The organism is Sporosarcina sp. SG10008 (assembly GCF_044569405.1).
In the GTDB taxonomy this organism is placed as follows: Bacteria; Bacillota; Bacilli; order Bacillales_A; family Planococcaceae; genus Sporosarcina; species Sporosarcina psychrophila.
On sequence record NZ_CP172607.1, the window covers coordinates 4,190,679 to 4,212,543 of the forward strand.

A 21,865-nucleotide genomic window follows, 5' to 3' on the forward strand; every position below is an offset into this window, starting at 1 on the left:
TAACATTGGGCTCGTAATCCCAATATTACTAATAATTATATGAATGAAAGGAAGTTAGCAATATGAAAATACGACCACAGCGTCTCCAAAAAGGGGACACAATTGGCATTATTGCACCGTCGAGTCCGCCTAATCAGGAAAACTTAGAGCGCTCACTCGCGTTTCTTGAACAGCTGGGATTGAAATGGAAGTTTGGGGAACATGTCTTGAATGTCCACGGATATCTGGCAGGGACGGACGAAGAACGACTTCAAGATTTGCACGACATGTTTGCCGATCCTACTATTAAAGGAATCATCTGTGCGGGCGGAGGATACGGCTCAGCTCGCTATACGGATAAAATCGATCTGCAGCTTATGAAAGAGAATCCGAAAGTCCTTTGGGGATTCAGTGATATCACATTCCTTCATACAGCGATGGGTCTGTATTCCAACCTCGTTACATTCCATGGCCCGATGCTTGCATCATGTGTTGGGAAAGATACGTTCCACGAATTGTCTGCGAAAATGTTCCAGCAGTTATTTGAGCCAATGGAACTTCATTACACGGAAGCGATTTCACCCCTTGAAACCATTACAGCGGGCGTCGCACAAGGTGAACTTGTTGGTGGGAATCTGTCGTTGCTCGCCAGTGGAATCGGCACTAAGTTTGAAGTGGACACGAAAGGTAAGCTTCTCTTTATAGAAGATGTCGGAGAAGAGCCATACAAAGTCGATGGTCTTCTCAATCAATTGCGTATGGCTGGAAAGCTTAAAGATGCAGTGGGAATTGTCATAGGCGACTTCTCGGATGCGGAACCCAAAAAACGAAAAGAAACACTAACTCTTGATGAAGTATTCGCAGATTACACGGCTAATCTTGGAATACCGGTTGTCAAAGGATTCAAAATTGGCCATTGTCAGCCGAACTTTGCCATACCACTTGGTGTCGGTGCAAAGCTCGATGCTGATAACAAGACGCTGACGATATTACCTGGCGTCGAGTGAAACTAGATAGGAAAGCGGTTTACGCAATTCAATCACATGGAGATTTGCCGCTAAATTGAGGCGGCTCTTTGTGTTTGGGCAATAATGCTTTTGGGTATCATATAGGAGAGCGCAACCAAGTAATGAAGCTGAAAACACAAGTATTTATTTGTGATAGTTAAAAGTAAAGTTTCCAGTAGAATTGTAAAAAAACAATTCCATTTTCCTATGCCTTTTTAAGTCATTAAGTTGAAAAAAAAGCCATAAACCATTATAATAGTTTAGTCATCGACATTCTTCGACACATTCCGCAAAAGCCCGATTTAGAAGGGCCCCAATCCACTGGACGGTTGTCCAAAATGGCATATTCATGCAAATTAAGTTTAAAAAAGTAACAGAGAACATTAATTCAATTAATTTTCTGAATCGTACAAGATTTGGTTTTTTTATTAATTAAAAAAAGAGGTGCTTTGAATTGAAATTATCACCGGTCGAACAGGAAAAATTGCTGTTGCATGTTGCAGGAGAACTGGCAATTAAGCGTAAGGAACGCGGAGTTAAGTTGAATTATCCGGAAGCTATCGCACTAATTTGTCACTACATTATGGAAGGCGCGCGTGACGGAAAGACTGTTGCTCAACTGATGAGCGAAGGGAAACAAGTGCTTACGGTTGAGGATGTAATGGAAGGCGTCGGCGATATGATTAGTGATGTGCAGATTGAATGTACATTCCCAGACGGTACAAAACTCGTGACGGTCCACCGTCCAATTCAATAATAGGAGGCTTTAACAATGATTCCAGGAGAAATTAGAACAGCTGAAGGCTTGATTGAAATAAATGCCGGACGCCCCGTGAAAGCGGTACGCGTTGCAAACACTGGCGATCGTCCGATACAAGTCGGATCTCATTTCCATTTCATTGAGGTAAATAAATTTCTTGAATTTGACCGTGAACAGGCAGTTGGAATGCATTTAAATATCCCATCTGGTACCGCTGTGCGTTTTGAACCCGGCGAAGAGAAGGAAGTTGAATTAGTTGAGTTCGGCGGAAAACGTCACGTGTTCGGACTGAATAATTTGACGGAAGGTTCGACGCATAATAAGGACGAAATTTTAGATAGAGCAGCAGAAGCAGGATTTAAAGGAGCCGAGGATAAATGAAAGTAACACACGAACAATATGCGAAAATGTTCGGACCGACAGTAGGCGATAAAGTGCGTCTTGCTGACACGGATCTTTGGATTGAAATTGAAAAAGATTATACATCATACGGTGATGAAGGTGTTTTCGGTGGAGGAAAATCACTTCGCGTATCGATGGGCCAAAATGGTAAAAATGTTCGCGCTGAAGGTGTTCTCGACACAGTCATTACCAACGTTATGATTATTGACCATACAGGTATTGTGAAAGCAGATATTGGTATTAAAGATGGCCGTATCATCGGAGTCGGAAAAGCAGGAAATCCGCTTTCGATGGATGGTGTAGATCAGGATATGATCATCGGCGTGGGAACAGAAGTGTATGCGGGTGAAGGATTGATTGCAACAGCGGGTGCTGTCGACACGCATATTCACTTCATTAGTCCTCAGCAAGTCGAAACTGCACTTAACGCAGGTACGACTACATTCATCGGTGGTGGGACAGGCCCGGCCGCAGGTTCGAAAGCGACGAGTTTGACGGCGGGCGAGTGGCATCTTCATAGAATGTTACAAGCAGTTGAAGATTTACCAATCAACGTTGGGTTACTTGGAAAAGGGAGCGCATCTACAACGGAACCAATTATTGAACAAGTCCGTGCAGGTGCAATCGGTATGAAAATTCATGAAGACTGGGGTGCGACTCCAGATGCTCTTAATCAGAGTCTTATAGTTGCAGATGAATTCGATATCCAAGTCGCGCTACACTCCGATACGCTCAATGAAGCTGGATTTGTTGAAAATACGATTGAGGCAATTGACGGGCGTGTCATCCATATTTTCCATACAGAAGGAGCAGGCGGCGGACACGCGCCAGACCAACTGAAATTGGCTGCATACCCAAATATTTTGCCGGCATCGACGAATCCGACAAAACCATTTACGACAAATACAATCGATGAACATTTAGATATGCTTATGGTATGTCACCATTTGAAACACGATGTACCTGAAGATGTAGCATTCGCAGATTCACGTATTCGTCCTGAAACAATCGCTGCAGAAGACATTATGCAAGATCTAGGTATTCTTAGTATTATGTCATCCGATTCACAAGCGATGGGACGTGTAGGTGAAGTTACAATGCGTACGTTCCAAACAGCAAACAAAATGAAAATGCAACGCGGTCCACTTCCGCAAGACGAAGGAAAAGACAATGATAACTTCCGTGTAAAACGTTATATTTCAAAACTAAATATTAACCCAGCGATTGCACACGGAATCAGCCATGAAGTCGGTTCACTCGAAGAAGGGAAACTGGCGGATATTGTCCTTTGGGAGCCTGCATTTTTCGGCGTGAAAGCAGAAGTCGTTATTAAAGGCGGAATTGCTGTTTACGCAATGACTGGTGATCCAAACGCGTCTATTCCAACTCCGCAACCGATGATGGGACGCCGTATGTTTGGTTTCCACGGTCAAGCACCACAACACGCGGCAATGACGTTCCTTCCTAAAATTGCAGTAGAAGAAGGCCTACCTGAAAAACTGGGTCTTAAGAAAATGATTGGTACTGTTAAAAACTGCCGTAATATTGGTAAAGCAGACATGAAACATAACAGTGAAACACCAGAAATTGACGTCAATCCAGAAACATATGAAGTGAAAATTGACGGCGTACTTGCTACGTGTGAACCAGTAAGCGTTCTCCCGATGGCACAACGTTACTTCCTGTTTTAATTACTAATTATTATTAAGGGAAAGCTCGAAATGGTTGAAAAGATATTTTACAGCCACTTCGACCTCATCCTATTGAACATGCCGATAAAGGAGGATGCCAAATGCTTATAACTAAAGTCATTGGTAACATTGGAACGGAAGAAGAAATTGCTGGTAAACAGACAGAGTGGATTGAACTTGACTGGGAAGAATTGAGTAAACGCATTCTACGCAAAGAAACAGATCAAGGTACAGATGTCGCGTTGTCACTTGAACAACAAGAGCACCATGAGGACCACGAACATCATGACCACGACGATCATCATCATCATCATGAACACCAGCCATTACAATATGGCGATATCTTATTCGAGGATGACTCACGTCGTATTGCCGTTCGCACAAAAATGGAGCCGGTTATCGTGATTAGCCCGAAAAACATGACGGAAATGGGTAAAACGGCTTTCGAACTTGGAAACCGCCACACACCGGCATTAATCGAGGAAAACGAAGTCATCGTGCGTGCAGATCATACGTTGAATAAATTGCTAGATGAAGTGGGTGTCGCATATGAAACAACTGAAAGACGATTCAAACAACCATTCAAATACCGAGGACACTCTCACTGATCTTGCCCTTTTACGATTAATTCAAATTCATGATTCCGCGTTTCCGATTGGGTCCTTTACGCAGACGTATGGCATGGAGACGTATATTCAGGAAGATGTGATCCGGACGAAAGAGGATTTGGTCGCTTATTGTACGTCGTTTCTTTTTCAAAACCTGGTGCGTGGGGATGCAATTTTAATTCAAGAAGCGTATGCTGCGGCTCAGGAACAGGATATCGAGCGACTTCTCTATTTGGAGCAATTATGCGGGGCAATCAAACTTGCGAAGGAATCACGTGAGGCAAGTGTGAAACTTGGAAGACAGTTTATTAAAACGGTATCTCCACTCGGAACAGATGATTTCCTTGCGGACTGGAAAGCCCGTATTGATGCAAAAGAGATTAAAGGTCATTACGCCATTCTTTATGGTATTTACAGTGCTACGACAGGCGTCAGTGCGCATCATGCGGTCATGACGTATTTGTTTGCATCGCTTAACGGACTCGTCCAAAATGCGGTCCGTGCTGTGCCGTTCGGTCAAACAACTGGCGTCCAAGTAACGTATGAATTGATTGGACATGTGACGGAAGCGGCTAAATTAGTTGCTACGTTGACAGAAGCCGATATTAGTAATAACGCGTTAGGTATTGAACTTGCTTCTATGAAGCATGAGTATTTGTTCTCAAGATTATTTATTTCATGATGGATTGAAAGGAGTTTTTATAAATGAAACCAGTACGTATTGGCATAGGTGGACCAGTTGGATCGGGCAAAACATCGCTCGTCGACCAACTTACACGTGCAATGCACAAAGAATATAATGTAGCGGTCATTACGAACGATATTTACACGCGTGAAGACGCTCAATTTTTAATAAATAGCGGTGTACTTGAAGCGGATCGCATTTTAGGTGTTGAAACGGGAGGTTGCCCACATACGGCTATCCGCGAAGATGCTTCTATGAACTTCGCAGCAATTGATGAACTGAAAAGTCGTTTTGAAGACCTCGATATTATTTTCGTGGAAAGCGGCGGAGACAACTTGTCCGCTACATTTAGCCCAGAGCTTGTTGACGGCTATATTTATGTTATCGACGTTGCAGAAGGTCAGGATATTCCGAGAAAAGGCGGACCTGCTTTGACGCGTTCTGATCTTTTATTGATCAATAAAACGGATCTTGCTCCATACGTTGGCGTTGATCTTGAACTAATGGATAGCGACGCAAAAAAAATGCGTAACGGACGTCCATACATTTTTACAGATGTAAGAACACAGAAAAATGTTGACCAAGTTGTCGCTTGGATCAAGCACAATATGCTATTAGAAGGTGCGGGATCCGCTGGTTCAAATGCTTAAGCCGTCTCGCGCCATCCACCACGGAAAACTTGACTTGGAATTTGAGCCAAGAAGAGGCTACACACGGATGCCCCATGTTTTCCAACAGCCTCCATTGAAGGCGAGTCGTGAACTGTACGAAGGTAAAAACCCGACAGCGACTGTCTACATAATGGAGTCCTCTGGAGGCATGGTCGCCGGGGATCGAAATGACATTACAGTGAAGCTTGCTCCAGATAGTAGCGTAAGGTTGGTTCAGCAGTCCGCTTTAAAGATCTATCCATCGTATACCGGAGACACTTGTGTACAGACCATTAACATCGAACTCGGAGAAGGGGCACGCCTTGAATGGATGCCAGAAGTAATTATTCCGTTTGTAGATGCAAAATTCCGAGGTGACACGACACTTCGAATCGCACGCGATGCAACCATATTATGGGGTGAAATCGTTGCCCCAGGACGTGAAAAGCGTGGCGAGATATTTGATTATCAATCATTCCATACGAATTTCAAAATTTTTGTCGAGGATGAATTAATTGCTTTTGACTCTCTGCATTTCTCACCAAAAGAAACGGCACTTGGTGATATCGGTGTACTGGAAACTGCAATGTATATCGGTTCAATCTGGCTCGTATCGCCGAAAGCCGCAGATGTAGACGTCCGCGCAATACAAGAAACATTGCGGGTCGAAGAAGGTTTAAAAGCTGGTATGACAAGGCTTGAAGGAAATGCAATCCATTGCAGATGGCTTGCAGTTGATCAGTGGACCATGCAGGAAGAGATGAAGCGTGTATACGCGTTGTTGGCAGAAATAGTTTAAGAGGACACTCCAATGAGGGGTGTCCTCTTTGGGTTTGAAGTTTTACATCACTTCGATACCCTTTTTTTATTCCATTTTTTTATTAAAAAATCCATCAACCAGGTATAGAGAAACATCGAACCGACTAGGACAACAGCAATGTAAATGTATTGCAAGAAAACTGGAATGTTATACTCCTTTATGAAATCCCCTGAATAAAGCATGATGAAAACCAGCGCTATAAGAAGTACAATCATACCTATCGCATAAATAACCATAGTACTTAGAGGCGTTGTCCGAAGTGTCTTACGGATGGAATCCCTAGATTTTAAAGCTCTTATAAGTAGATATAAAAATAAAACGAGTGATAGATAGTCATTTGCTACAAACAATAAAATAAGTCCAAGTAATATAATCGACCAGGTGATTTTTTCATAGTATTTATCAATAAATTTCAGCATTAATCTTCCCCCAGTATGTGTATACTATATATACGGAATGATTGATGGAAAAGTTTCCTTTTATCACAAATTGAATATGTTCTACTACAAAGGAGTTTGTCGTATGCAAGAAAAAAGACCAATGGGCCAATCACGAACAATCCAGACGAAGCTAGTATTGCCGCCAGATACCAATCATCTGCAGACAATTTTCGGCGGAAAAGTTCTCGCGTATATAGATGAAATCGCTGATATCACGGCAATGAAACATTCAAAAACAGCGGTTGTAACTGCTTCAATCGATTCAGTCGATTTTGTATCGTCGGCGCGTGTAGGAGATGTACTTGAACTTGAGGCAATTGTCACGTCAACTGGCCGTACATCGATGGAAGTATTTGTATCGGTCCATTCAATGAACCTGCTTACAGGCGAAACAAAACTAACAACCGAATCCTTCCTAACGATGGTTGCCATGGATGAAAATAACAAGCCTACTCCTGTGCCGGGCATTTATCCGGAAACAGAGGCTGAAAAGAGTCTATTTGAAACAGGCCCCGCACGCCGTGAACATCGGAAATTGCGGAGTGAGATGAAACATTAAATAATTTGTTATGGAAAAAGCCCACGGCAAGTTATGGGTTTTTTTACATTGTGTCGCGTATCATTTCAATGCCATTTCTACTTTTCACATAAAATGTTTCATTGTAAAAACGAGTATAATCTAAATAATTCATGTTTTGTGTATTGACAATCTATTCGGAAGACTGTATTGTACTCATTAACAACTAAATACGTAACTTTCTTATCCAGAGAGGTGTAGGGACTGGCCCGATGATACCTCAGCAACAGACTTTTAAAGTACTGTGCTAATTCCAGAAGCGTAAGTGTAATGCTTACTGCTTGGAGATGAGAAGAGCAAATAGCGAATTCGCCAAAACCTCTTCTTGGAATTTAGAAGTGGTTTTTTGTTTCGTCTAGGCTCCGGGCGCCAGATGCTTGGGTCATAAGTTAAAGCTGCTCTGCGGCAAAGAACGCCGCTACGCATCTTCATCTTATGCCTGACGCATCTAAGCGGGCGCCCTTCGCTTTTGTTACTTCTGGAGACTAAAGTTACCTTCAAAAAATGAAGGGAGACTTATTGTGTCAAATGAATTAATCAATGCAATTGCTTTATTAAAAAAGAAAGAATGGGTCGATTTAACACATACTTTCGGGCCTGACTCACCCCGTTTTTCAGCATTTGATGCAGCAGAGTTTACAACATTATTTGATCACGATGATGGATTTTTCGCACAGAGCTTTAAATTTGCGGGACAGTACGGCACACATATTGATGCACCAATTCACTTCGTTCGTGATACAAGATACTTGGATGAATTGGGTTTGAAAGAATTGGTATTACCGCTGGTGGTCATCGATAAATCGAAAGAATCTGATGCAAACCATGATTTTACATTAACTGTTGAAGATATTCTGAAGTTTGAAGCTCAGCACGGGCAAATTGAGGCAGGTACATTTGTGGCATTACGCACAGATTGGGGCAAACGCTGGCCGGATAATGAGGCATTTTGCAATAAAGATGCCGATGGGAATAACCGTATACCGGGTTGGGGCCTTGCTGCTTTGAAGTTTTTATTTGATGAAAGAAAAGTAAAGGCTGTCGGTCATGAAACTTTCGATACGGATTCAGCCATTGATTTTCAAAAGAACCAAGCTCTTTTAGGCGAATATTATGTTCTTGAACAAGATACCTACCAAATTGAGCTATTAACAAACCTAGATAAAGTGCCCTCAAAAGGCGCGGTCATTTTTAACATCGTTCCGAAGCCGGAAAAAGCATCAGGATTCCCGGTACGCTCATTCGCGATCCTGCCGTAAGAAAAGAAAAAGGGCCCGCTCATTTGCGTTCCTATCGTAAGAAAACAAGAGAATCCGCTCATTCGCGTAATAGCCATAAGAAAAAAAGAGGATTTGCTCATTTGCACTCCTGACCTAATAAAACCGTAATTTACTCCTAAAACAGAAAGAAGGAATATACCATGACAAATCAATCGACAACACTAACACAAGCACCATTCAGAGCGGATCACGTTGGAAGTTTACTACGACCAGATAATTTGCATAAAGCGCGCAAAGACTTCAAAGAAGGCGTAGTTACTGCACAACAATTACGAGAAGTAGAAACAAAGGAAATTAAACGGGTTGTTGATAAGCAAATTGAAGTTGGTTTGGAACTTGTAACAGACGGTGAATTTAGACGTACGTGGTGGCATTTAGACTTCTTGGAGCATTTGAACGGAATTGAAGGATATGTGCCAGAGACTGGCTACGTATTTGATGGTATTGAAACAGAACGATATAACGTTCGAAACACAGGCAAGATTTCGTTTGACCCTAATCATCCATTCATTCAAGACTTTGTTGAGTTTAATGAAATCGTAGGCGGCCGTGCCGTTGCGAAACAAACGATTCCAAGTCCGAATCAGCTCTTTAATATCGGAATTCGTGATGAAACGATTTATCCTGACATTGAAGAATTTGCCAACGATGTTATTCAAGCATACAAGGATGCTTTGAAAGCATTTTACGAAGCTGGTGTACGCTACTTGCAGTTGGATGATGTCTATATCGCGGGGCTTTCTGCACCGAATATCCCGTTTAACGACGGAGCCTATTCAAGAGAACAACTAATCGACTTGGCACTACGCGTCATTAATGGCGTTTTGGAAGATAAACCTGAAGATCTTTTCGTAACAACACACCTATGTCGCGGAAATTACCAATCGACGTGGGCGTTTGAGGGAAGCTACGCACTGATTGCACCCACACTTCTTGCAAAAGAAAAAGTGGATGGCTTCTTCCTTGAATATGATGATGAGCGTTCAGGAGACTTTAAACCGTTGGATCATGTGCCAAATGGCGGAGCGAAGGTTGTCCTTGGTGTTGTTACTTCGAAAAATGGAGAAGTGGAAGACAAGGATGCGGTCATTGCGCGTATTCAAGAAGCCACACAATACGTGCCACTTGAACAACTATGCTTAAGTCCGCAATGCGGATTCGCTTCAACGCATCACGGCAATAAGCTAACAGAAGAGCAGCAATGGGAAAAGTTGAAATTCATTGTGGACGTGGCAAAGGAAGTTTGGGGTTAAACTGATAAACCGGAACAAGGCTCATATGCTTTGTTCCGGTTTATTCCTTATTCCACTGTAAATGGCACAGCAACGGATAATTCGTGCATGGGCTCGCCTATTGAAATAAATGTTTTCACAAGACGGTATTCACCTGGAATCAGTGTCACGCCGAGCGCGTCGACCGAAAAGGTCTGCCGTGCTTTATTGCCGGCTGACAACACGTTTCCAAAGTCTTTGAAGGACGGGTTCTTTAAGAATACGGCATCTGAATACGTAATAATATACCACTGGCCATCTTTATTTACTTCAATATGATAAAATTCGCCCAACTGGTAATCGGATGAGCTGTTATTTCGTACAAGCGTCTTAATGATGGATGGCGAACCAACGAATGAATCTTCGTCCAATACAAGTGATAAACCTTCTTCTGATGAAAACATTTCCTGGTCAGGCACGGGATCGGGCAGTGTAGAAACTGCGGGTTCTTTTCCGCAGGCGGAGAGGGGGAGTATAAGAACGATTGCAATTAACAGCAGTTTATTCATGATGGAAACACCTCCACTTCTAGCATATACCTTTAAGGGTGGATAAACCTTGATTGATATCAATAAATAGCTGTGGATAAGTTAATTCCCATGAAAATTCATTGATTGTTATCCACATGTGGGTAAAATATAATGTGTAAATGAAACTTCATCCACTTATTTTCGTATAACAGAGAAAGGGGTGGAGTCAATGAGACAGGAAATACAAGAACGACAAATGGGATTGACGATGATACGTACTGAGCGCAACCGAGTGAAAAGGCGTCTTGAGGGCACGGAGGTAAAACTTAAAGACGCAATTATACAACGTGATAACTTGCATGAAAAACTGACAAAAGAACAACAGGATGTAGTGAAGCTTGGCAAGTTTTCTTTTATGAATAAGATAAGTGAGTGGACAGGCAAGTGGGATGAAAAAATGGAGAAGGAGATTTCAGAAGCAGCGGATGCGGAGCTCCATTATAATGAAGCAGAAAAAGTAGTGACGGACTTGGAAGCGGAAGCGGTCCGATTACGTGAAGAGATTAAAAATCCAGACTTCGACTATATCGAGGAAGAGTGGGCGGATTTTCTGAAGGAGAAAGAGACTTGGATTCGATTCAATGACACAATTGCGAATGGGACGTTACAAAAAATAGCAGATGATAGAGTACGACTGCGTTCAATGCTGCGTGAAATTGACGAAGCCTGCGATGCAGGTAACAAGGCAAATCGGGCACTCGATGCGGCGCTGGAGAAGCTTGGGGCGGCAGAAGGATTGTCGGTATGGGATACATTCCTTGGCGGTGGCTTGCTAGTATCGGCTCTTAAATACTCCGAAATTAATAGCTCCGATGATCTTGTCCATCGCGCGCAACGTACCCTCCGCCATTTTGAGACGGAACTGATGGATGTCCAAAATGCCGCGACTGAATCATTCACGGTGAACAAAAGTGACATCTTTACATTTACAGATCTGTTTTTCGATAATATTTTTTCAGATTGGATGATTCATTCCCGCATTACAGACGCGAAAAGTAAGCTGAACGATGTGCTTCAAGATGTGCGCAAGGTTCAAGACCGACTTGCGAGAAAGCGTGATGAATTGTTGCATGAATTAGAGAGGCTAGATGTACAGGAGCGAGAAATTATTGAAGCGTAATGGATTGCAAAGGTAATTAGGACGATTGTCATGGCAACCGAAGAAACTGTAAGGGCAACCCGTGGAACAGTCATGGCAACCGCTAACTGTGAGGGCAACGTGTCAAACTGTGAGGACAATCCATGGAACAGTCATGGCAAGCGCAAACTGTGAGGACAACGCGTCAAACTGTCATGGCAATCGAAGAAACTGTAAGGACAATCCAACAAACTGTCATGGCAACCGCTAAAACTATAAGTGAAAACCACCTCATTCTTGAAACAGCAGGACGCAGCTTATGCATCCTGCTGCGCTATGAAACGAATTTTGAGCAACTTCCGTATTGCTTCATTCAAATTCCAAAAACTCAATTCGGTTGCCAAAAGGATCATGTGTAAAAAAGCGTGATCGCCCTTCGATTGGAAGTTCTTCACTAAACGGATAATTAGCTTCTTCCAACCGTAATTTCAATTGCTCCAGTGCATTCACTGTAAAACCGGGATGCGCTTTTTTCGCAGGCATGAAATCCTGCTGAATACCGATATGCACTTCTTGTGAGCCACAAAGGAACCAGCAACCCCCGCGCCCCTTCAAGTTTTCTGGTTTTGGAATCTCCTCCATACCGAGCAATTCCCCGTAAAACTTCCGTGCTTTATCTTCAGACTCGGGCGGCGCTGCAATTTGGATATGATCAATTCCTGTTAGAAACTTGCTCATTGCTCAACACTCCTCTGAACGTAATACCTTCAGTATAATCTCCATTCAGCTGTTTCACTAATACCATTTTCCGAGACTAGTACATAAGGAATACTTATCAGCTTGAATGAAAGCGATTGATTTTCCCAATTGGTTAAATAATCGTATACTATAAATGAAGGAAGTGTGGGGAATGGATTACATACTTATATTTTTCATTGGAATGGCTGCGATGACACTTGGAACGCTTGCAGGTGGGGGTGGCCTGATTACGGTCCCGGCTATGTTGCTCATGGGTATCCCAATTCACTCTGTCCTTGGGGCTGGGAAGATTTCAACAACAGTTAGTTCGTTTTCTACTTTTATAACAGTCCTACTGAAAAAGCAGGTTACATTTAAAGAATCATTTTGGATTATACCTATATCACTTTTCGGTGGATTTACAGGTGGTTTTATAGCAACACGCTTGACGGAAAGTACAATGTACATTATAGCGGTTATTCTTCTTATCATTGCTTTTCTTACATCATTCCTTTCCAAAGTAGACTTCTCAGGGGAAGAAAGCTTAAGGCCGACGAAAGTAGCGATTCCGGGATTACTCGGAATTGGAATATACGATGGGATGTTTGGACCGGGGCAAGGCACTCTACTTCTGTATTTGTTCGGTCACTTACGAATTGCGTACATTCGGGCAATTGGCTTTGGTCGTCTTGCAACGTTTTCGAGTGGGTTTGGTGCAGCCATCAGCTATATCGCCATGGGCAAGATTATTTGGCCAATTGCCTTTGTACTCATGGCTGGTTCCTTATCGGGCGCGCAAATCGGTGTGCGACTTGCTGAAAGGTTGAATCCGGATCACGTTAAAATATTATTGCGCATTATTACGATAGCGTTGATCGTCCAGCTTATCGTCAATAGTTTTCTTTAACTAAAACACCTCATCCGCTTGAAAGGAAGAGGTGTTTTTTTAATGGGTGAATTTATCCCAACAAATCCCTTTACAACATCCTTGCATATAGTGTACTATTTAACTAATACACCGACATGTAGAGGGGGAACGCTGATGAAGCAGTGGAATGGATTGTTGAAAAAAGAATGGGTGACGTTGAAGTGGCCGTTACTCGTTAGTGCATTGCTTGGGATTATTGTAATGTCGTTTGTTCCACATTTAATAGCCAACATTTTTGGTCTTGAAGTACATGTTTTTGAAGTGGTGCTTGTTATCTGTTTTATTTGGGCGGGTGCAAGTGTATTAGCACCGGTTATTGCATTGTTTATAATGCTGGAAAGGGAAATAAAACGTCCGGATGTGTGGTTTCATTCGACGGCGTCCATTTTTAAATTGGTTGGAGCGAAAGCATTTTTTGCATCCCTTATTGGTGCTGTGGGATTGTTAATTCCAACACTAGTTCTTGCGGTTCAACACGTATTATTCAGCTCGACAATGGCTACATTTGATGATTTGTTTTTCTTTGGAAGTATTTTTATAGTCATGATTTTTGCAGTATCGATAATATTCATGAGTATCGGGTTTTTCTTCTGGGTCATAGACCGACTTATGAAGCCATATTTAAAGGGATTTTCAATTGTTGCTACGATTATTATATTCCTTGTTGCTTCTCGGCTATATAGTTTATTTGTCCTCTCCGAACTATATGAGAAACTAATTCTAATAGGCCCTATTGATTTAATGAAAATCAAAAATCCGAAAATTAATGTGGATTTTATTTACCTCGAGCATGCTGAAACTTTTTTTTACACGGGTGAAATTGTATTCGATATTTTCTTCACGTTCATAATGTTCATCATTGCAGCTGTCCTTTTTGAGAAGAAAGTGAGGTTGTAGACTATATGAAAAAATGGAAAGGATTATTGCGAAAAGAATGGGCGCAAATGAAATGGAGACTTGTTATCTTTGTATTAATCACTAGTGTGATTCAATACTTGGGAGTAAATCGCATAGCTTATGGGTTGCCGGAAGACTTTTACGCTTCAATTCAACCGATGATTGCCCTTTGTTTCATGCTCCACTTGATTATGGCGGTATCGTTATTTTTCGATAGCCTTGGAAAGGAAATGGGGCGTCTAGACATTTGGCTTCATTCCCCAGCATCAATACGGCAGCTTGTTTACGCAAAGTTCTCACTGATTGTCCTAACTGTCGGCTGTTCGCTTTTGTTGTGCGGGACGATTGCAGCTATCTCCAATTACGCACGCGATGGGGCGGTTCCTCTTGTAGATGATCTGTTTTTATATCTTAGTGTGGGTGTTGTCATTTTGTTGAACGCTATTTATGTAATGGCAATCGTTTTTTTCTTCTGGTCGATATACCAAGTGTTTCGTTCCCGTATTGGCTTGTTCTCAATCATCGTGATTATTGCCTTGGTCAACATATGGATCATTGGATGGGGATATGTCTGGTTTACGGAAACACTCCAACTAGTAATGGAAATGGGGCCAATGCACGGCCCGATTAAAACGGTAGATTTCTTAATGTTTAACAATTATATTGTCCCGAGCGGATCGATTTTAACAATCGGCAGTCTTATCCTCTACGGTTTGTTGACGGCTCTCTATTTCGTTGCTGGAGCAATGTTGTTTGAAAAGAAAGTGAGGTTGTAATGATGGGCATAGATTTTCTTCCAGACAAACCAATTTATCAGCAGCTCATCGACCTGATTACGGGCGATATTATTCGTGGAACGCTGAATCCTGGGGAGAAATTGCCATCCGTTCGTGATTATGCTGTTGAAGCCGGTGTGAATGCCAATACGATGCAACGCGTCTATAAGGAGCTGGAGCAGATGGAAATCACCGAAACGAAGAGGGGCCAGGGATCTTTTGTGACGGAAGATGAATTGAAGATCGCTATGCTTCGTAATGAAATGAAGGAACAGCTTGTGACGTCATTCATTCAAAGTGTTGAAGCACTGGGTTTTACGACGACTGAAATGCTGCAGCACCTACAAGAACGGGGTGGAAAAGATGATTGAACTGAAGAATATAACGAAAAAGTACGGCCGGAGGAAAGCGCTTGAAGACCTTACGCTTTCCTTGCCGCAAGGAAAAATCATCGGCCTTGTCGGAGAGAATGGTAGTGGAAAAACGACGCTGTTGAAACTGATTTCTGGGTTAGTGACGCCGGATTCGGGAAGGGCAACGTTCAGCGGAAGTCGCATTACGCGCAAAGTGGCAAGCAATATTGCTTATATGCCAGACGCGGATCTATTCTATCCGTATTTTACGGTAGGTCAGCTTATTGAGTTTTATGAATCTCAGTTCGTTGATTTTAATACGGCGAAAGCTAAAGAAATTGCGCAGTTTTTGAATTTATCTCTGGATTCGAAAATAAAAAATTTGTCAAAAGGGAACCGTGGACGTGTCAAAATTGCAGTGACTCTTGGGCGTGAAGCTGATTACTATTTGCTAGATGAACCGTTCTCCGGCCTGGATCCGATGGTGCGTGATGATATCGCGAAAGGGCTTATCCGTTTTACTGATCCGGAGCGACAAACCGTCCTTTTGTCGACGCATGAATTAAAAGAAGTGGAACCATTGCTCGATGAAATCGTAGTACTAAGAGGGGGACGAATAATCGCGCACGAAGCGGTTGACGTAATCCGCGATACGTACGGGAAAGATGCCACCTCGTGGATGGTGTCACTGTTTAGGGAGGGAAGTTGACATGGAAATGAAACCGATAGTCGAATTGAAGAATTTATCGAAAACGATTGGCAAGAAAAAAATTATCGACAACTTGAGTTTGTCACTGTATCCGGGACAAATTACAGGATTCCTCGGTCCAAACGGGGCGGGGAAAACGACGACAATTCGTATGATGGTTGGACTGATGGAGCCGACGGGCGGGGATATCATCATCGACGGAAAATTACTTGCTGATGATTTTGAAGAGGGGCTTTCCAAAGTCGGCGTTATCGTTGAAAACCCGGAAATGTATAAGTTCATGTCCGGCTATAAAAACTTATTGCATTTTGCACGTATGCACGATGGCGTTACGAAGGCACGAATCGAAGAAGTTATTAACCAAGTGGGCATGCAGAACCGTATCCATGAAAAGGTCTCGACGTATTCACTTGGGATGAGGCAACGACTGGGGCTTGCGCAGGCACTTTTGCACCGTCCGAAGTTTCTGATCCTCGATGAGCCGACGAACGGACTGGATCCTGCGGGAATTCGCGAGTTCCGGACGTATCTCAAAATGATTGCGGAAGAAGAAGGTGTTTCTGTTTTTGTTTCGAGCCATATGCTGTCGGAAATTGAACTTATGTGTGACCGGATTGCGGTCATTCAGAATGGCAAACTAATTGATATTCGTGATATGACAGAGGAACAGGAATCGCATTATTATATTGAAGCATTCCCAGTGGAAACAGCGGAAAGTATGCTAAAAGCTGAAGGGTTCAATGTGGAAGCGCACAAAGAAGGATTTATCATCAATGCAGAGAAAACACAAATTCCAGGGCTCATCCAGCAGATTGCGGCACATGAGATGCAATTGTTTGCAGTTCAGCCACACCGCAAGACGCTCGAAGATCAATTCCTAGAAATGACTGGAGGTGGCCAGATTGCTGAAGCTCATACAAAATGAATGGATGAAACTATGGAGTAAAAAAGCAACTTGGATTATGACCGGTCTACTCGTTGTTGCGATTTTAGGAATGTTAGGTCTGACGAAATGGATCGACACGATGTCTAATTACGATGAACCAGATTGGAAAACATCTGTGCAAGGCGAATTGACCATTACAAAAGAGCAGCTCGGAACCACAACACTTGTGGACAGCGAACGGGAACGTCTAGAAGACAAAGAGAAAGTTCTTGAATACCGCCTTGCGAATTCAATAGAACCGCTGAACGGCAATAGTCGGGAAAGTATGATTATGAATTCAAGTGGTATCGGCTCCATCGCTGTTTTACTGACGGTTATTGTTGCTGCGGGGATTGTCGCTTCTGAATTTACGCAAGGAACGATTAAGATGTTATTATCCCGTCCTGTAAAGAGATGGAAAATATTAACGTCGAAGTATGTGACAGTCATCTTGTTCGGTATTCTACTTATGCTCATCGGGTTCATTGTATCTATACTTGGCGCATATCTCTTCTTCCAATCCGGCCAAGGGCAAGAACTTGTTTGGAATGGTAAAGAAGTTGTTGAAGTATCTGTTTGGGGGAAAGGGCTCTATATATTGCTCCTGTCATTCGGAAATGTTTTTGTGACAGCAACGTTTGCATTCATGATTGGTAGCGTCTTCCGTTCCAGCTCACTTGCAATCGGGCTGTCATTATTCATCTACTTTATGGGCTCGACATTGGTTATGCTGCTGGCAAAATATGAAGTCGTGAAATACATTGTCTTTACGCATATGGATTTGACAATCTATGAAACGGACTTTCGGATTGTAGAAGGCATTACGATGTCGTTTTCACTCGCCGTTCTTGCAGTTTATATCGTGATTTTCCTCGTTATCAGTTATACAACATTCATCAAACGCGATATAACCGCGTAACATGCAAAAAAAGCCCTCCGATAATGGAGGGCTTTTTTCATGTACTTATTTATGACTGCTGAATGTACGAATTAGACCTGCGATATTACCAACGAGTACGAATGCAAACAGTGCGAACATGATGTATATGAACCACATTGACTATCACTCCTTTTAGACAATAAATCCTGTTTCCATTATACCACCACTGAGATTGACAGGCAATGTTATCTAGGGCCTGGTGTTGCCAATTGTGGCGGATTGGTTATTGGACTAAATCTGTTCCTGCTTGGTGAGTGATTATATTATCTACCTTGACCGAGCATAAGCGTCGCCTACCGATTATATCCATGCTAAACCAATCATGTATTTAACCAATCGATCATATCTGACTCCAACCGATCATATCCATTGCTAGACCAATCATATATTTAGCCAATCGATCATATCCTGCTCCCGCCGATCATATCCATTGCTAGACCAATCATAAATTTATCAAACCGATCATATCTGACTCCAACCGATCATATCTATTGCTAGACCAATTATAAATTTATCAAACCGATCATATCTGACTCCAACCGATCATATTTATTGCTAGACCAATCATAAATTTATCAAACCGATTATATCTGACTCCAACCGATCATATCCATTGCTAGACCAATCATAAATTTATCAAAACGATCATATCCTGCTCCCGCCGAGCATATCCATTGCTAGACCAATCATATATTTAGCCAATCAATCATATCTGGCTCTAACCGATCATATCTATTGCTAGACTAATCATATATTTAGCCAATCGATCATATCCATTGCTAGACCAATCATAAATTTAGCAACTCGATCATATCTGACTCAAACCGATCATATCCAGCTCCCGCCGATCATATCTATTGCTAGACCAATCATATATTTAGCCAAACAATCATATCTGGCCCAAACCGAGCATATCCATCTGCCAACCGATCATAAATAACCTCAAACCGATCAAATGCCTGACAATCTGTTGTTTGGAGGAAGATTTTTTGGCTTTTGATAATTGGAATCGTAGAACACTATCTCTCACTATAATCAAAAAAAGGACAATCCCACCGTCGGGGTTGTCCTTTTTCAAAATAAATCTTAAAGTGTTTTTCCTTCTTTCAGCAAGTCGCGGATTTCTATGAGTAGCGCTTCTTTAGGGTCCACTTCAGGTACTGCTTCTTCAACTAGAGGTTCTTCCTTACGTTTAAACTTCGCCATCAGACGAATTACCATAAAAATTACAAATGCGACGATGAGAAAATCGAAAATCGATTGGAGGAAAACGCCGTATGTAACATCTGCTTCTCCGATTTTCTGATGCATACCTGAAAAGTCAATACCACCAGAAATTACTCCTATAAGCGGAGTGATAATATTTTCAACGAGTGAGGATACAATTTTACCGAATGCAGCACCAATTACAACCGCAATGGCGAGGTCGAATACGTTTCCTCTGAGTGCGAATTCTTTAAAGTCTTTTAGCATATTTTTCATTCCCTATCTATTCATAATTTCATAACACGGGTAAGCTGTAAAACGTTAATACCCCCTATGGAAACAGTATAAGTTAGTTCCATAGAACTTTAATGTAGATAAACGAAAGTTCCCTAACACATCCTATCATATCGATTACAGATTTACAAAAAGAGATGCTGAGAATGTACCAATCCCTCTTTAACCTTCCTCGCCGTCAAGAGGAAACCAGCGATATACAGTTAAATCTACCTTTCCATCCTCATTAAATTTAATTCCTTCCATCTCGAGTAATCCCCGTTGGTCATACCCTTTGCTTTCCGCATTGGCGGGAGCTGAAATACCGCCTTGCACATTGATGATCCGATGCCAAGGTAACTCATATTTTTTACTCATTGAATGCAATACCCGCACGACTTGTCTAGCACCGCGTGGACTCCCAGCTGCAGCTGCAACTTGGCCGTACGTCATGACATGGCCAGCAGGTATACCTTGGATGATTCTGATGACACGTTCTGTGAATAAATTCATAAACAACAGCCTCCTCGCGTTATTTTCATTGTACCAAAATCCGAATGAAACTAATTCCATTAACGTACGTATAGTTACATAGAAGAGTTCGGAAATGGAAGGGATTGACTTGTATGGGCGAATTATTCGCAAAGCGCACAGGTATTGGGTTCGCGTTAAAAGTTGTCGGGCTGGCTGTGATTGCATGGGGAATTATTCAGGGATTTATATTTATCATGACGTTCGGTGGGGTATTTTCGAATGGAATCGGGATAGGTAGTTTTCTGTATCCCATTTTCACATATTCTATTTACGGGATTCTAATCATCGGTTTCGGTGAGGTCATTGATTTATTGCAAAAGATTCATGACCAGAATGACCCGAAAGCGCAGGCGTTACAGCCTAAGGAAGATAACTCGCTCACTGTTGCTAACGCGTCAATCCCTTTATCTATCGCGCAGGAAATAAAAGATTATTATTCGACTAAAAACATCTGGGTCGACTCGATATCGCCTACGAAAACCAGTAATGTTTTCATTATAAAAATAAATGGGCGCACAGAGTACATTGAACTTGGAGGGCTTACGCCAAAAATACTTTCAGAGGAAGAAACAACCAGGTATTTTGGATAGATTGTAGTAAAGCTTTCCTAATCGGAGTTTAATACGTGTTTTGTGGAATGGAGTGAGAGCCGTTGAAAAACGTGAAGGGGAAATATGGTGCACTGTCAGCCATTTTAAGTATTTTAGGGCTGATGTTGTTTTATATGAGCACATTTAGCGGAAATGGAGTTATAGGAACTTACTTCTTTGTGGGGATAGCTACTTGGATAGCGAGTTATATAGTAGGTATTAAAGCAATTAAATCAAAAGAAATTGGTTCTTTAAAATATATTGGAATGGGAATTATTTCGCTAATTATTATAGGCTATGTATTGCTAATTGTCATAGTTGGGGTAGGTGGTTTTGGAGCATAGTACTACCTTATGGGGATTTCCCAGGAAATGAATTAAAAAAGGCCAGTCTCTTCAACTGACTAGTCGTGCAGCTTAAATAGACAGCTTCACGTCATTCATCGACGTGAAACGGTCTTCTTAAGTTTGTTCTGAAAATACGCGTACGCTGAAATGGCAATCGTTACCCAAAGTGCACTTACTGCGTATCCTCCAACAATATCGCTTGGATAGTGGACACCAAGGTAAATACGACTTGTGCCGATCATGATGATCATAACGGCAGTGAATAGAACAAGAACAACACGGCTCGTTGTTGTTTTTACATTACGCCAAGCGATATACGCAATAATTGCGTAAAGAGCGAATGCCATCATCGAATGACCACTCGGAAAGCTAAAGCCATTTGCGTCCATAATGCGATGGATTTCCGGTCGTTCTCGCTTGAAATAAATTTTGAGCGCGCCGTTTAATAAGACGGTTCCGGCAATCACAGCAATCAGTAGAAACGCCTGATGACGGTAGCGCAGTACAAAGTATAAGACAATAAATCCGATCAAGGCAATTGGAGCAACGACGTAACCTGAACCAATCCACGTAAATACTTTCATAATAGATGTCAGCCATGGTGCTTCCAGTCCTTGGACAAATCCAATAACAGCAGTATCGAAATGTACAATCGATTCATTCCCGACAGCGGCAGCGATATATCCAAAAGCTATACCGAAGAAGATGCAAAGAACAAATGCTACTAGAAGACGAAATGATAGTTCACGCACTGAATGCACTCCTTTCAATTAACTATAATTGTATACTACTTCTAAGTGAAAACGACAAAGAATAATCATGACGGACAAGTTGAAAAGTTTTTATAAAAGTTCAAGAAAGATGCTACACT

27 protein-coding genes and 1 riboswitch are annotated in these 21,865 nt (G+C 42.0%); of the genes, 21 read left to right on the forward strand and 6 right to left on the reverse strand.

Annotation, left to right across the window (positions count from 1 at the left end; genetic code table 11):
- The first annotated feature begins 62 nt into the window (after nucleotides 1-62).
- From ACGLYD_RS19675 to ACGLYD_RS19710, 8 genes are all read left to right on the forward strand, one after another.
- On the forward strand, nucleotides 63-986 hold the full coding sequence (locus ACGLYD_RS19675; RefSeq protein WP_342539357.1) for an LD-carboxypeptidase: 924 nt from the start codon (nucleotides 63-65) through the stop codon (nucleotides 984-986).
- A 454-nt stretch (nucleotides 987-1,440) separates the two neighbouring features.
- Nucleotides 1,441-1,743: an urease subunit gamma gene (gene ureA / locus ACGLYD_RS19680; RefSeq protein WP_067204300.1), complete on the forward strand. Its 303-nt coding sequence runs from the start codon at nucleotides 1,441-1,443 to the stop codon at nucleotides 1,741-1,743.
- A gap of 15 nt (nucleotides 1,744-1,758) precedes the next feature.
- Complete coding sequence (locus ACGLYD_RS19685; RefSeq protein ID WP_187046336.1) at nucleotides 1,759-2,127, forward strand: urease subunit beta; 369 nt, start codon at nucleotides 1,759-1,761, stop codon at nucleotides 2,125-2,127.
- The gene (gene ureC, locus ACGLYD_RS19690; protein WP_187046337.1) at nucleotides 2,124-3,839 is read left to right on the forward strand and encodes an urease subunit alpha; all 1,716 of its coding nucleotides are present in this window, start codon (nucleotides 2,124-2,126) and stop codon (nucleotides 3,837-3,839) included. Before ACGLYD_RS19685 ends, ureC begins: the two co-directional genes overlap by 4 nt.
- Nucleotides 3,840-3,940: 101 nt before the next feature.
- A complete protein-coding gene (locus ACGLYD_RS19695) occupies nucleotides 3,941-4,447 on the forward strand; it encodes an urease accessory protein UreE (protein WP_338654292.1) in 507 nt (168 codons plus the stop codon).
- Nucleotides 4,389-5,129: an urease accessory protein UreF gene (locus ACGLYD_RS19700; RefSeq protein WP_231885750.1), complete on the forward strand. Its 741-nt coding sequence runs from the start codon at nucleotides 4,389-4,391 to the stop codon at nucleotides 5,127-5,129. Before ACGLYD_RS19695 ends, ACGLYD_RS19700 begins: the two co-directional genes overlap by 59 nt.
- Before the next feature lie 23 nt (nucleotides 5,130-5,152).
- A complete protein-coding gene (gene ureG, locus ACGLYD_RS19705; RefSeq protein WP_067204312.1) occupies nucleotides 5,153-5,782 on the forward strand; it encodes an urease accessory protein UreG in 630 nt (209 codons plus the stop codon).
- A gap of 34 nt (nucleotides 5,783-5,816) precedes the next feature.
- Nucleotides 5,817-6,581, forward strand: coding sequence for an urease accessory protein UreD (locus tag ACGLYD_RS19710; protein ID WP_399630049.1), 765 nt, complete (start codon nucleotides 5,817-5,819; stop codon nucleotides 6,579-6,581).
- A gap of 47 nt (nucleotides 6,582-6,628) precedes the next feature.
- Here ACGLYD_RS19710 and ACGLYD_RS19715 read toward each other — a convergent pair whose 3' ends face one another.
- Nucleotides 6,629-7,021, reverse strand: coding sequence for a hypothetical protein (locus tag ACGLYD_RS19715; RefSeq protein ID WP_067204317.1), 393 nt, complete (start codon nucleotides 7,019-7,021; stop codon nucleotides 6,629-6,631).
- Between the two features lie 103 nt (nucleotides 7,022-7,124).
- On the opposite strand from ACGLYD_RS19715, the gene ACGLYD_RS19720 reads away from it, so the two are divergent.
- From ACGLYD_RS19720 to ACGLYD_RS19730, 3 genes are all read left to right on the forward strand, one after another.
- On the forward strand, nucleotides 7,125-7,601 hold the full coding sequence (locus tag ACGLYD_RS19720) for an acyl-CoA thioesterase (protein WP_067204320.1): 477 nt from the start codon (nucleotides 7,125-7,127) through the stop codon (nucleotides 7,599-7,601).
- A gap of 198 nt (nucleotides 7,602-7,799) precedes the next feature.
- Nucleotides 7,800-7,913: riboswitch (SAM riboswitch) on the forward strand.
- 227 nt (nucleotides 7,914-8,140) lie between these two features.
- Nucleotides 8,141-8,878 carry a cyclase family protein gene (locus ACGLYD_RS19725; protein WP_067204323.1) on the forward strand — a complete coding sequence of 246 codons (738 nt, stop codon included), beginning with the start codon at nucleotides 8,141-8,143 and terminating at the stop codon, nucleotides 8,876-8,878.
- A gap of 161 nt (nucleotides 8,879-9,039) precedes the next feature.
- Nucleotides 9,040-10,152, forward strand: coding sequence for a 5-methyltetrahydropteroyltriglutamate--homocysteine S-methyltransferase (locus ACGLYD_RS19730; protein ID WP_399630053.1), 1,113 nt, complete (start codon nucleotides 9,040-9,042; stop codon nucleotides 10,150-10,152).
- 47 nt (nucleotides 10,153-10,199) lie between these two features.
- Here ACGLYD_RS19730 and ACGLYD_RS19735 read toward each other — a convergent pair whose 3' ends face one another.
- Entirely contained in the window at nucleotides 10,200-10,679 is a 480-nt protein-coding gene (locus ACGLYD_RS19735; protein WP_399630055.1) for an immunoglobulin-like domain-containing protein, read from the reverse strand.
- Between the two features lie 190 nt (nucleotides 10,680-10,869).
- On the opposite strand from ACGLYD_RS19735, the gene ACGLYD_RS19740 reads away from it, so the two are divergent.
- A complete protein-coding gene (locus ACGLYD_RS19740) occupies nucleotides 10,870-11,820 on the forward strand; it encodes a hypothetical protein (protein ID WP_399630058.1) in 951 nt (316 codons plus the stop codon).
- Nucleotides 11,821-12,147: 327 nt separating this feature from the next.
- On the opposite strand, the gene ACGLYD_RS19745 is transcribed toward ACGLYD_RS19740, so the two are convergent.
- Entirely contained in the window at nucleotides 12,148-12,516 is a 369-nt protein-coding gene (locus tag ACGLYD_RS19745; protein ID WP_067204336.1) for a VOC family protein, read from the reverse strand.
- A gap of 172 nt (nucleotides 12,517-12,688) precedes the next feature.
- Here ACGLYD_RS19745 and ACGLYD_RS19750 point away from each other — a divergent pair, with 172 nt between their 5' ends.
- The 7 genes from ACGLYD_RS19750 to ACGLYD_RS19780 all read left to right on the forward strand — a co-directional run bounded on the left by ACGLYD_RS19750 (nucleotide 12,689) and on the right by ACGLYD_RS19780 (nucleotide 18,023).
- Nucleotides 12,689-13,423, forward strand: coding sequence for a sulfite exporter TauE/SafE family protein (locus ACGLYD_RS19750; RefSeq protein ID WP_342539368.1), 735 nt, complete (start codon nucleotides 12,689-12,691; stop codon nucleotides 13,421-13,423).
- Between the two features lie 135 nt (nucleotides 13,424-13,558).
- Nucleotides 13,559-14,341 carry a hypothetical protein gene (locus tag ACGLYD_RS19755; RefSeq protein ID WP_187046344.1) on the forward strand — a complete coding sequence of 261 codons (783 nt, stop codon included), beginning with the start codon at nucleotides 13,559-13,561 and terminating at the stop codon, nucleotides 14,339-14,341.
- 5 nt (nucleotides 14,342-14,346) lie between these two features.
- Entirely contained in the window at nucleotides 14,347-15,117 is a 771-nt protein-coding gene (locus ACGLYD_RS19760; protein WP_399630063.1) for a hypothetical protein, read from the forward strand.
- 2 nt (nucleotides 15,118-15,119) lie between these two features.
- Entirely contained in the window at nucleotides 15,120-15,488 is a 369-nt protein-coding gene (locus ACGLYD_RS19765; protein WP_187047744.1) for a GntR family transcriptional regulator, read from the forward strand.
- Nucleotides 15,481-16,179, forward strand: coding sequence for an ABC transporter ATP-binding protein (locus ACGLYD_RS19770; protein ID WP_187046346.1), 699 nt, complete (start codon nucleotides 15,481-15,483; stop codon nucleotides 16,177-16,179). The genes ACGLYD_RS19765 and ACGLYD_RS19770 overlap by 8 nt, the downstream gene beginning before the upstream one ends.
- Before the next feature lies 1 nt (nucleotide 16,180).
- Entirely contained in the window at nucleotides 16,181-17,104 is a 924-nt protein-coding gene (locus ACGLYD_RS19775; protein WP_399630065.1) for an ABC transporter ATP-binding protein, read from the forward strand.
- Complete coding sequence (locus tag ACGLYD_RS19780) at nucleotides 17,073-18,023, forward strand: ABC transporter permease (RefSeq protein WP_340741182.1); 951 nt, start codon at nucleotides 17,073-17,075, stop codon at nucleotides 18,021-18,023. The genes ACGLYD_RS19775 and ACGLYD_RS19780 overlap by 32 nt, the downstream gene beginning before the upstream one ends.
- A 1,107-nt stretch (nucleotides 18,024-19,130) precedes the next feature.
- Here ACGLYD_RS19780 and mscL read toward each other — a convergent pair.
- Complete coding sequence (mscL, locus tag ACGLYD_RS19785) at nucleotides 19,131-19,517, reverse strand: large conductance mechanosensitive channel protein MscL (protein WP_340741183.1); 387 nt, start codon at nucleotides 19,515-19,517, stop codon at nucleotides 19,131-19,133.
- Between the two features lie 189 nt (nucleotides 19,518-19,706).
- Nucleotides 19,707-20,036 (reverse strand): MGMT family protein, encoded by a 330-nt coding sequence (locus ACGLYD_RS19790; protein WP_340741184.1) that lies wholly within the window; start codon nucleotides 20,034-20,036, stop codon nucleotides 19,707-19,709.
- A 113-nt stretch (nucleotides 20,037-20,149) separates the two neighbouring features.
- On the opposite strand from ACGLYD_RS19790, the gene ACGLYD_RS19795 reads away from it, so the two are divergent.
- Both ACGLYD_RS19795 and ACGLYD_RS19800 read left to right on the forward strand, forming a co-directional pair.
- Complete coding sequence (locus ACGLYD_RS19795; protein WP_399630070.1) at nucleotides 20,150-20,647, forward strand: hypothetical protein; 498 nt, start codon at nucleotides 20,150-20,152, stop codon at nucleotides 20,645-20,647.
- A gap of 62 nt (nucleotides 20,648-20,709) precedes the next feature.
- A complete protein-coding gene (locus ACGLYD_RS19800; RefSeq protein WP_399630073.1) occupies nucleotides 20,710-20,991 on the forward strand; it encodes a hypothetical protein in 282 nt (93 codons plus the stop codon).
- Nucleotides 20,992-21,086: 95 nt separating this feature from the next.
- Here the strand turns inward: ACGLYD_RS19800 and ACGLYD_RS19805 are convergent, their stop codons facing one another.
- Entirely contained in the window at nucleotides 21,087-21,746 is a 660-nt protein-coding gene (locus ACGLYD_RS19805; protein WP_399630075.1) for a phosphatase PAP2 family protein, read from the reverse strand.
- Between the last annotated feature and the right edge of the window lie 119 nt (nucleotides 21,747-21,865).

What these genes read in the sequence shown, in the direction of transcription:
- ACGLYD_RS19770 (WP_187046346.1), top strand. Translation starts at nt 15,481, where the DNA reads ATGATTGAACTGAAGAATATAACGAAAAAGTACGGCCGGAGGAAAGCG.
- ureC (WP_187046337.1), top strand. Translation starts at nt 2,124, where the DNA reads ATGAAAGTAACACACGAACAATATGCGAAAATGTTCGGACCGACAGTA.
- ACGLYD_RS19730 (WP_399630053.1), top strand. Translation starts at nt 9,040, where the DNA reads ATGACAAATCAATCGACAACACTAACACAAGCACCATTCAGAGCGGAT.
- ACGLYD_RS19720 (WP_067204320.1), top strand. Translation starts at nt 7,125, where the DNA reads ATGCAAGAAAAAAGACCAATGGGCCAATCACGAACAATCCAGACGAAG.
- ACGLYD_RS19750 (WP_342539368.1), top strand. Translation starts at nt 12,689, where the DNA reads ATGGATTACATACTTATATTTTTCATTGGAATGGCTGCGATGACACTT.
- ACGLYD_RS19760 (WP_399630063.1), top strand. Translation starts at nt 14,347, where the DNA reads ATGAAAAAATGGAAAGGATTATTGCGAAAAGAATGGGCGCAAATGAAA.
- ACGLYD_RS19735 (WP_399630055.1), bottom strand. Translation starts at nt 10,679, where the DNA reads ATGAATAAACTGCTGTTAATTGCAATCGTTCTTATACTCCCCCTCTCC.
- ACGLYD_RS19790 (WP_340741184.1), bottom strand. Translation starts at nt 20,036, where the DNA reads ATGAATTTATTCACAGAACGTGTCATCAGAATCATCCAAGGTATACCT.
- ACGLYD_RS19740 (WP_399630058.1), top strand. Translation starts at nt 10,870, where the DNA reads ATGAGACAGGAAATACAAGAACGACAAATGGGATTGACGATGATACGT.
- ureG (WP_067204312.1), top strand. Translation starts at nt 5,153, where the DNA reads ATGAAACCAGTACGTATTGGCATAGGTGGACCAGTTGGATCGGGCAAA.
- ACGLYD_RS19695 (WP_338654292.1), top strand. Translation starts at nt 3,941, where the DNA reads ATGCTTATAACTAAAGTCATTGGTAACATTGGAACGGAAGAAGAAATT.
- ACGLYD_RS19675 (WP_342539357.1), top strand. Translation starts at nt 63, where the DNA reads ATGAAAATACGACCACAGCGTCTCCAAAAAGGGGACACAATTGGCATT.
- ACGLYD_RS19755 (WP_187046344.1), top strand. Translation starts at nt 13,559, where the DNA reads ATGAAGCAGTGGAATGGATTGTTGAAAAAAGAATGGGTGACGTTGAAG.
- mscL (WP_340741183.1), bottom strand. Translation starts at nt 19,517, where the DNA reads ATGCTAAAAGACTTTAAAGAATTCGCACTCAGAGGAAACGTATTCGAC.
- ACGLYD_RS19765 (WP_187047744.1), top strand. Translation starts at nt 15,120, where the DNA reads ATGGGCATAGATTTTCTTCCAGACAAACCAATTTATCAGCAGCTCATC.
- ACGLYD_RS19795 (WP_399630070.1), top strand. Translation starts at nt 20,150, where the DNA reads ATGGGCGAATTATTCGCAAAGCGCACAGGTATTGGGTTCGCGTTAAAA.
- ACGLYD_RS19775 (WP_399630065.1), top strand. Translation starts at nt 16,181, where the DNA reads ATGGAAATGAAACCGATAGTCGAATTGAAGAATTTATCGAAAACGATT.
- ACGLYD_RS19745 (WP_067204336.1), bottom strand. Translation starts at nt 12,516, where the DNA reads ATGAGCAAGTTTCTAACAGGAATTGATCATATCCAAATTGCAGCGCCG.
- ACGLYD_RS19685 (WP_187046336.1), top strand. Translation starts at nt 1,759, where the DNA reads ATGATTCCAGGAGAAATTAGAACAGCTGAAGGCTTGATTGAAATAAAT.
- ACGLYD_RS19715 (WP_067204317.1), bottom strand. Translation starts at nt 7,021, where the DNA reads ATGCTGAAATTTATTGATAAATACTATGAAAAAATCACCTGGTCGATT.
- ACGLYD_RS19700 (WP_231885750.1), top strand. Translation starts at nt 4,389, where the DNA reads ATGAAACAACTGAAAGACGATTCAAACAACCATTCAAATACCGAGGAC.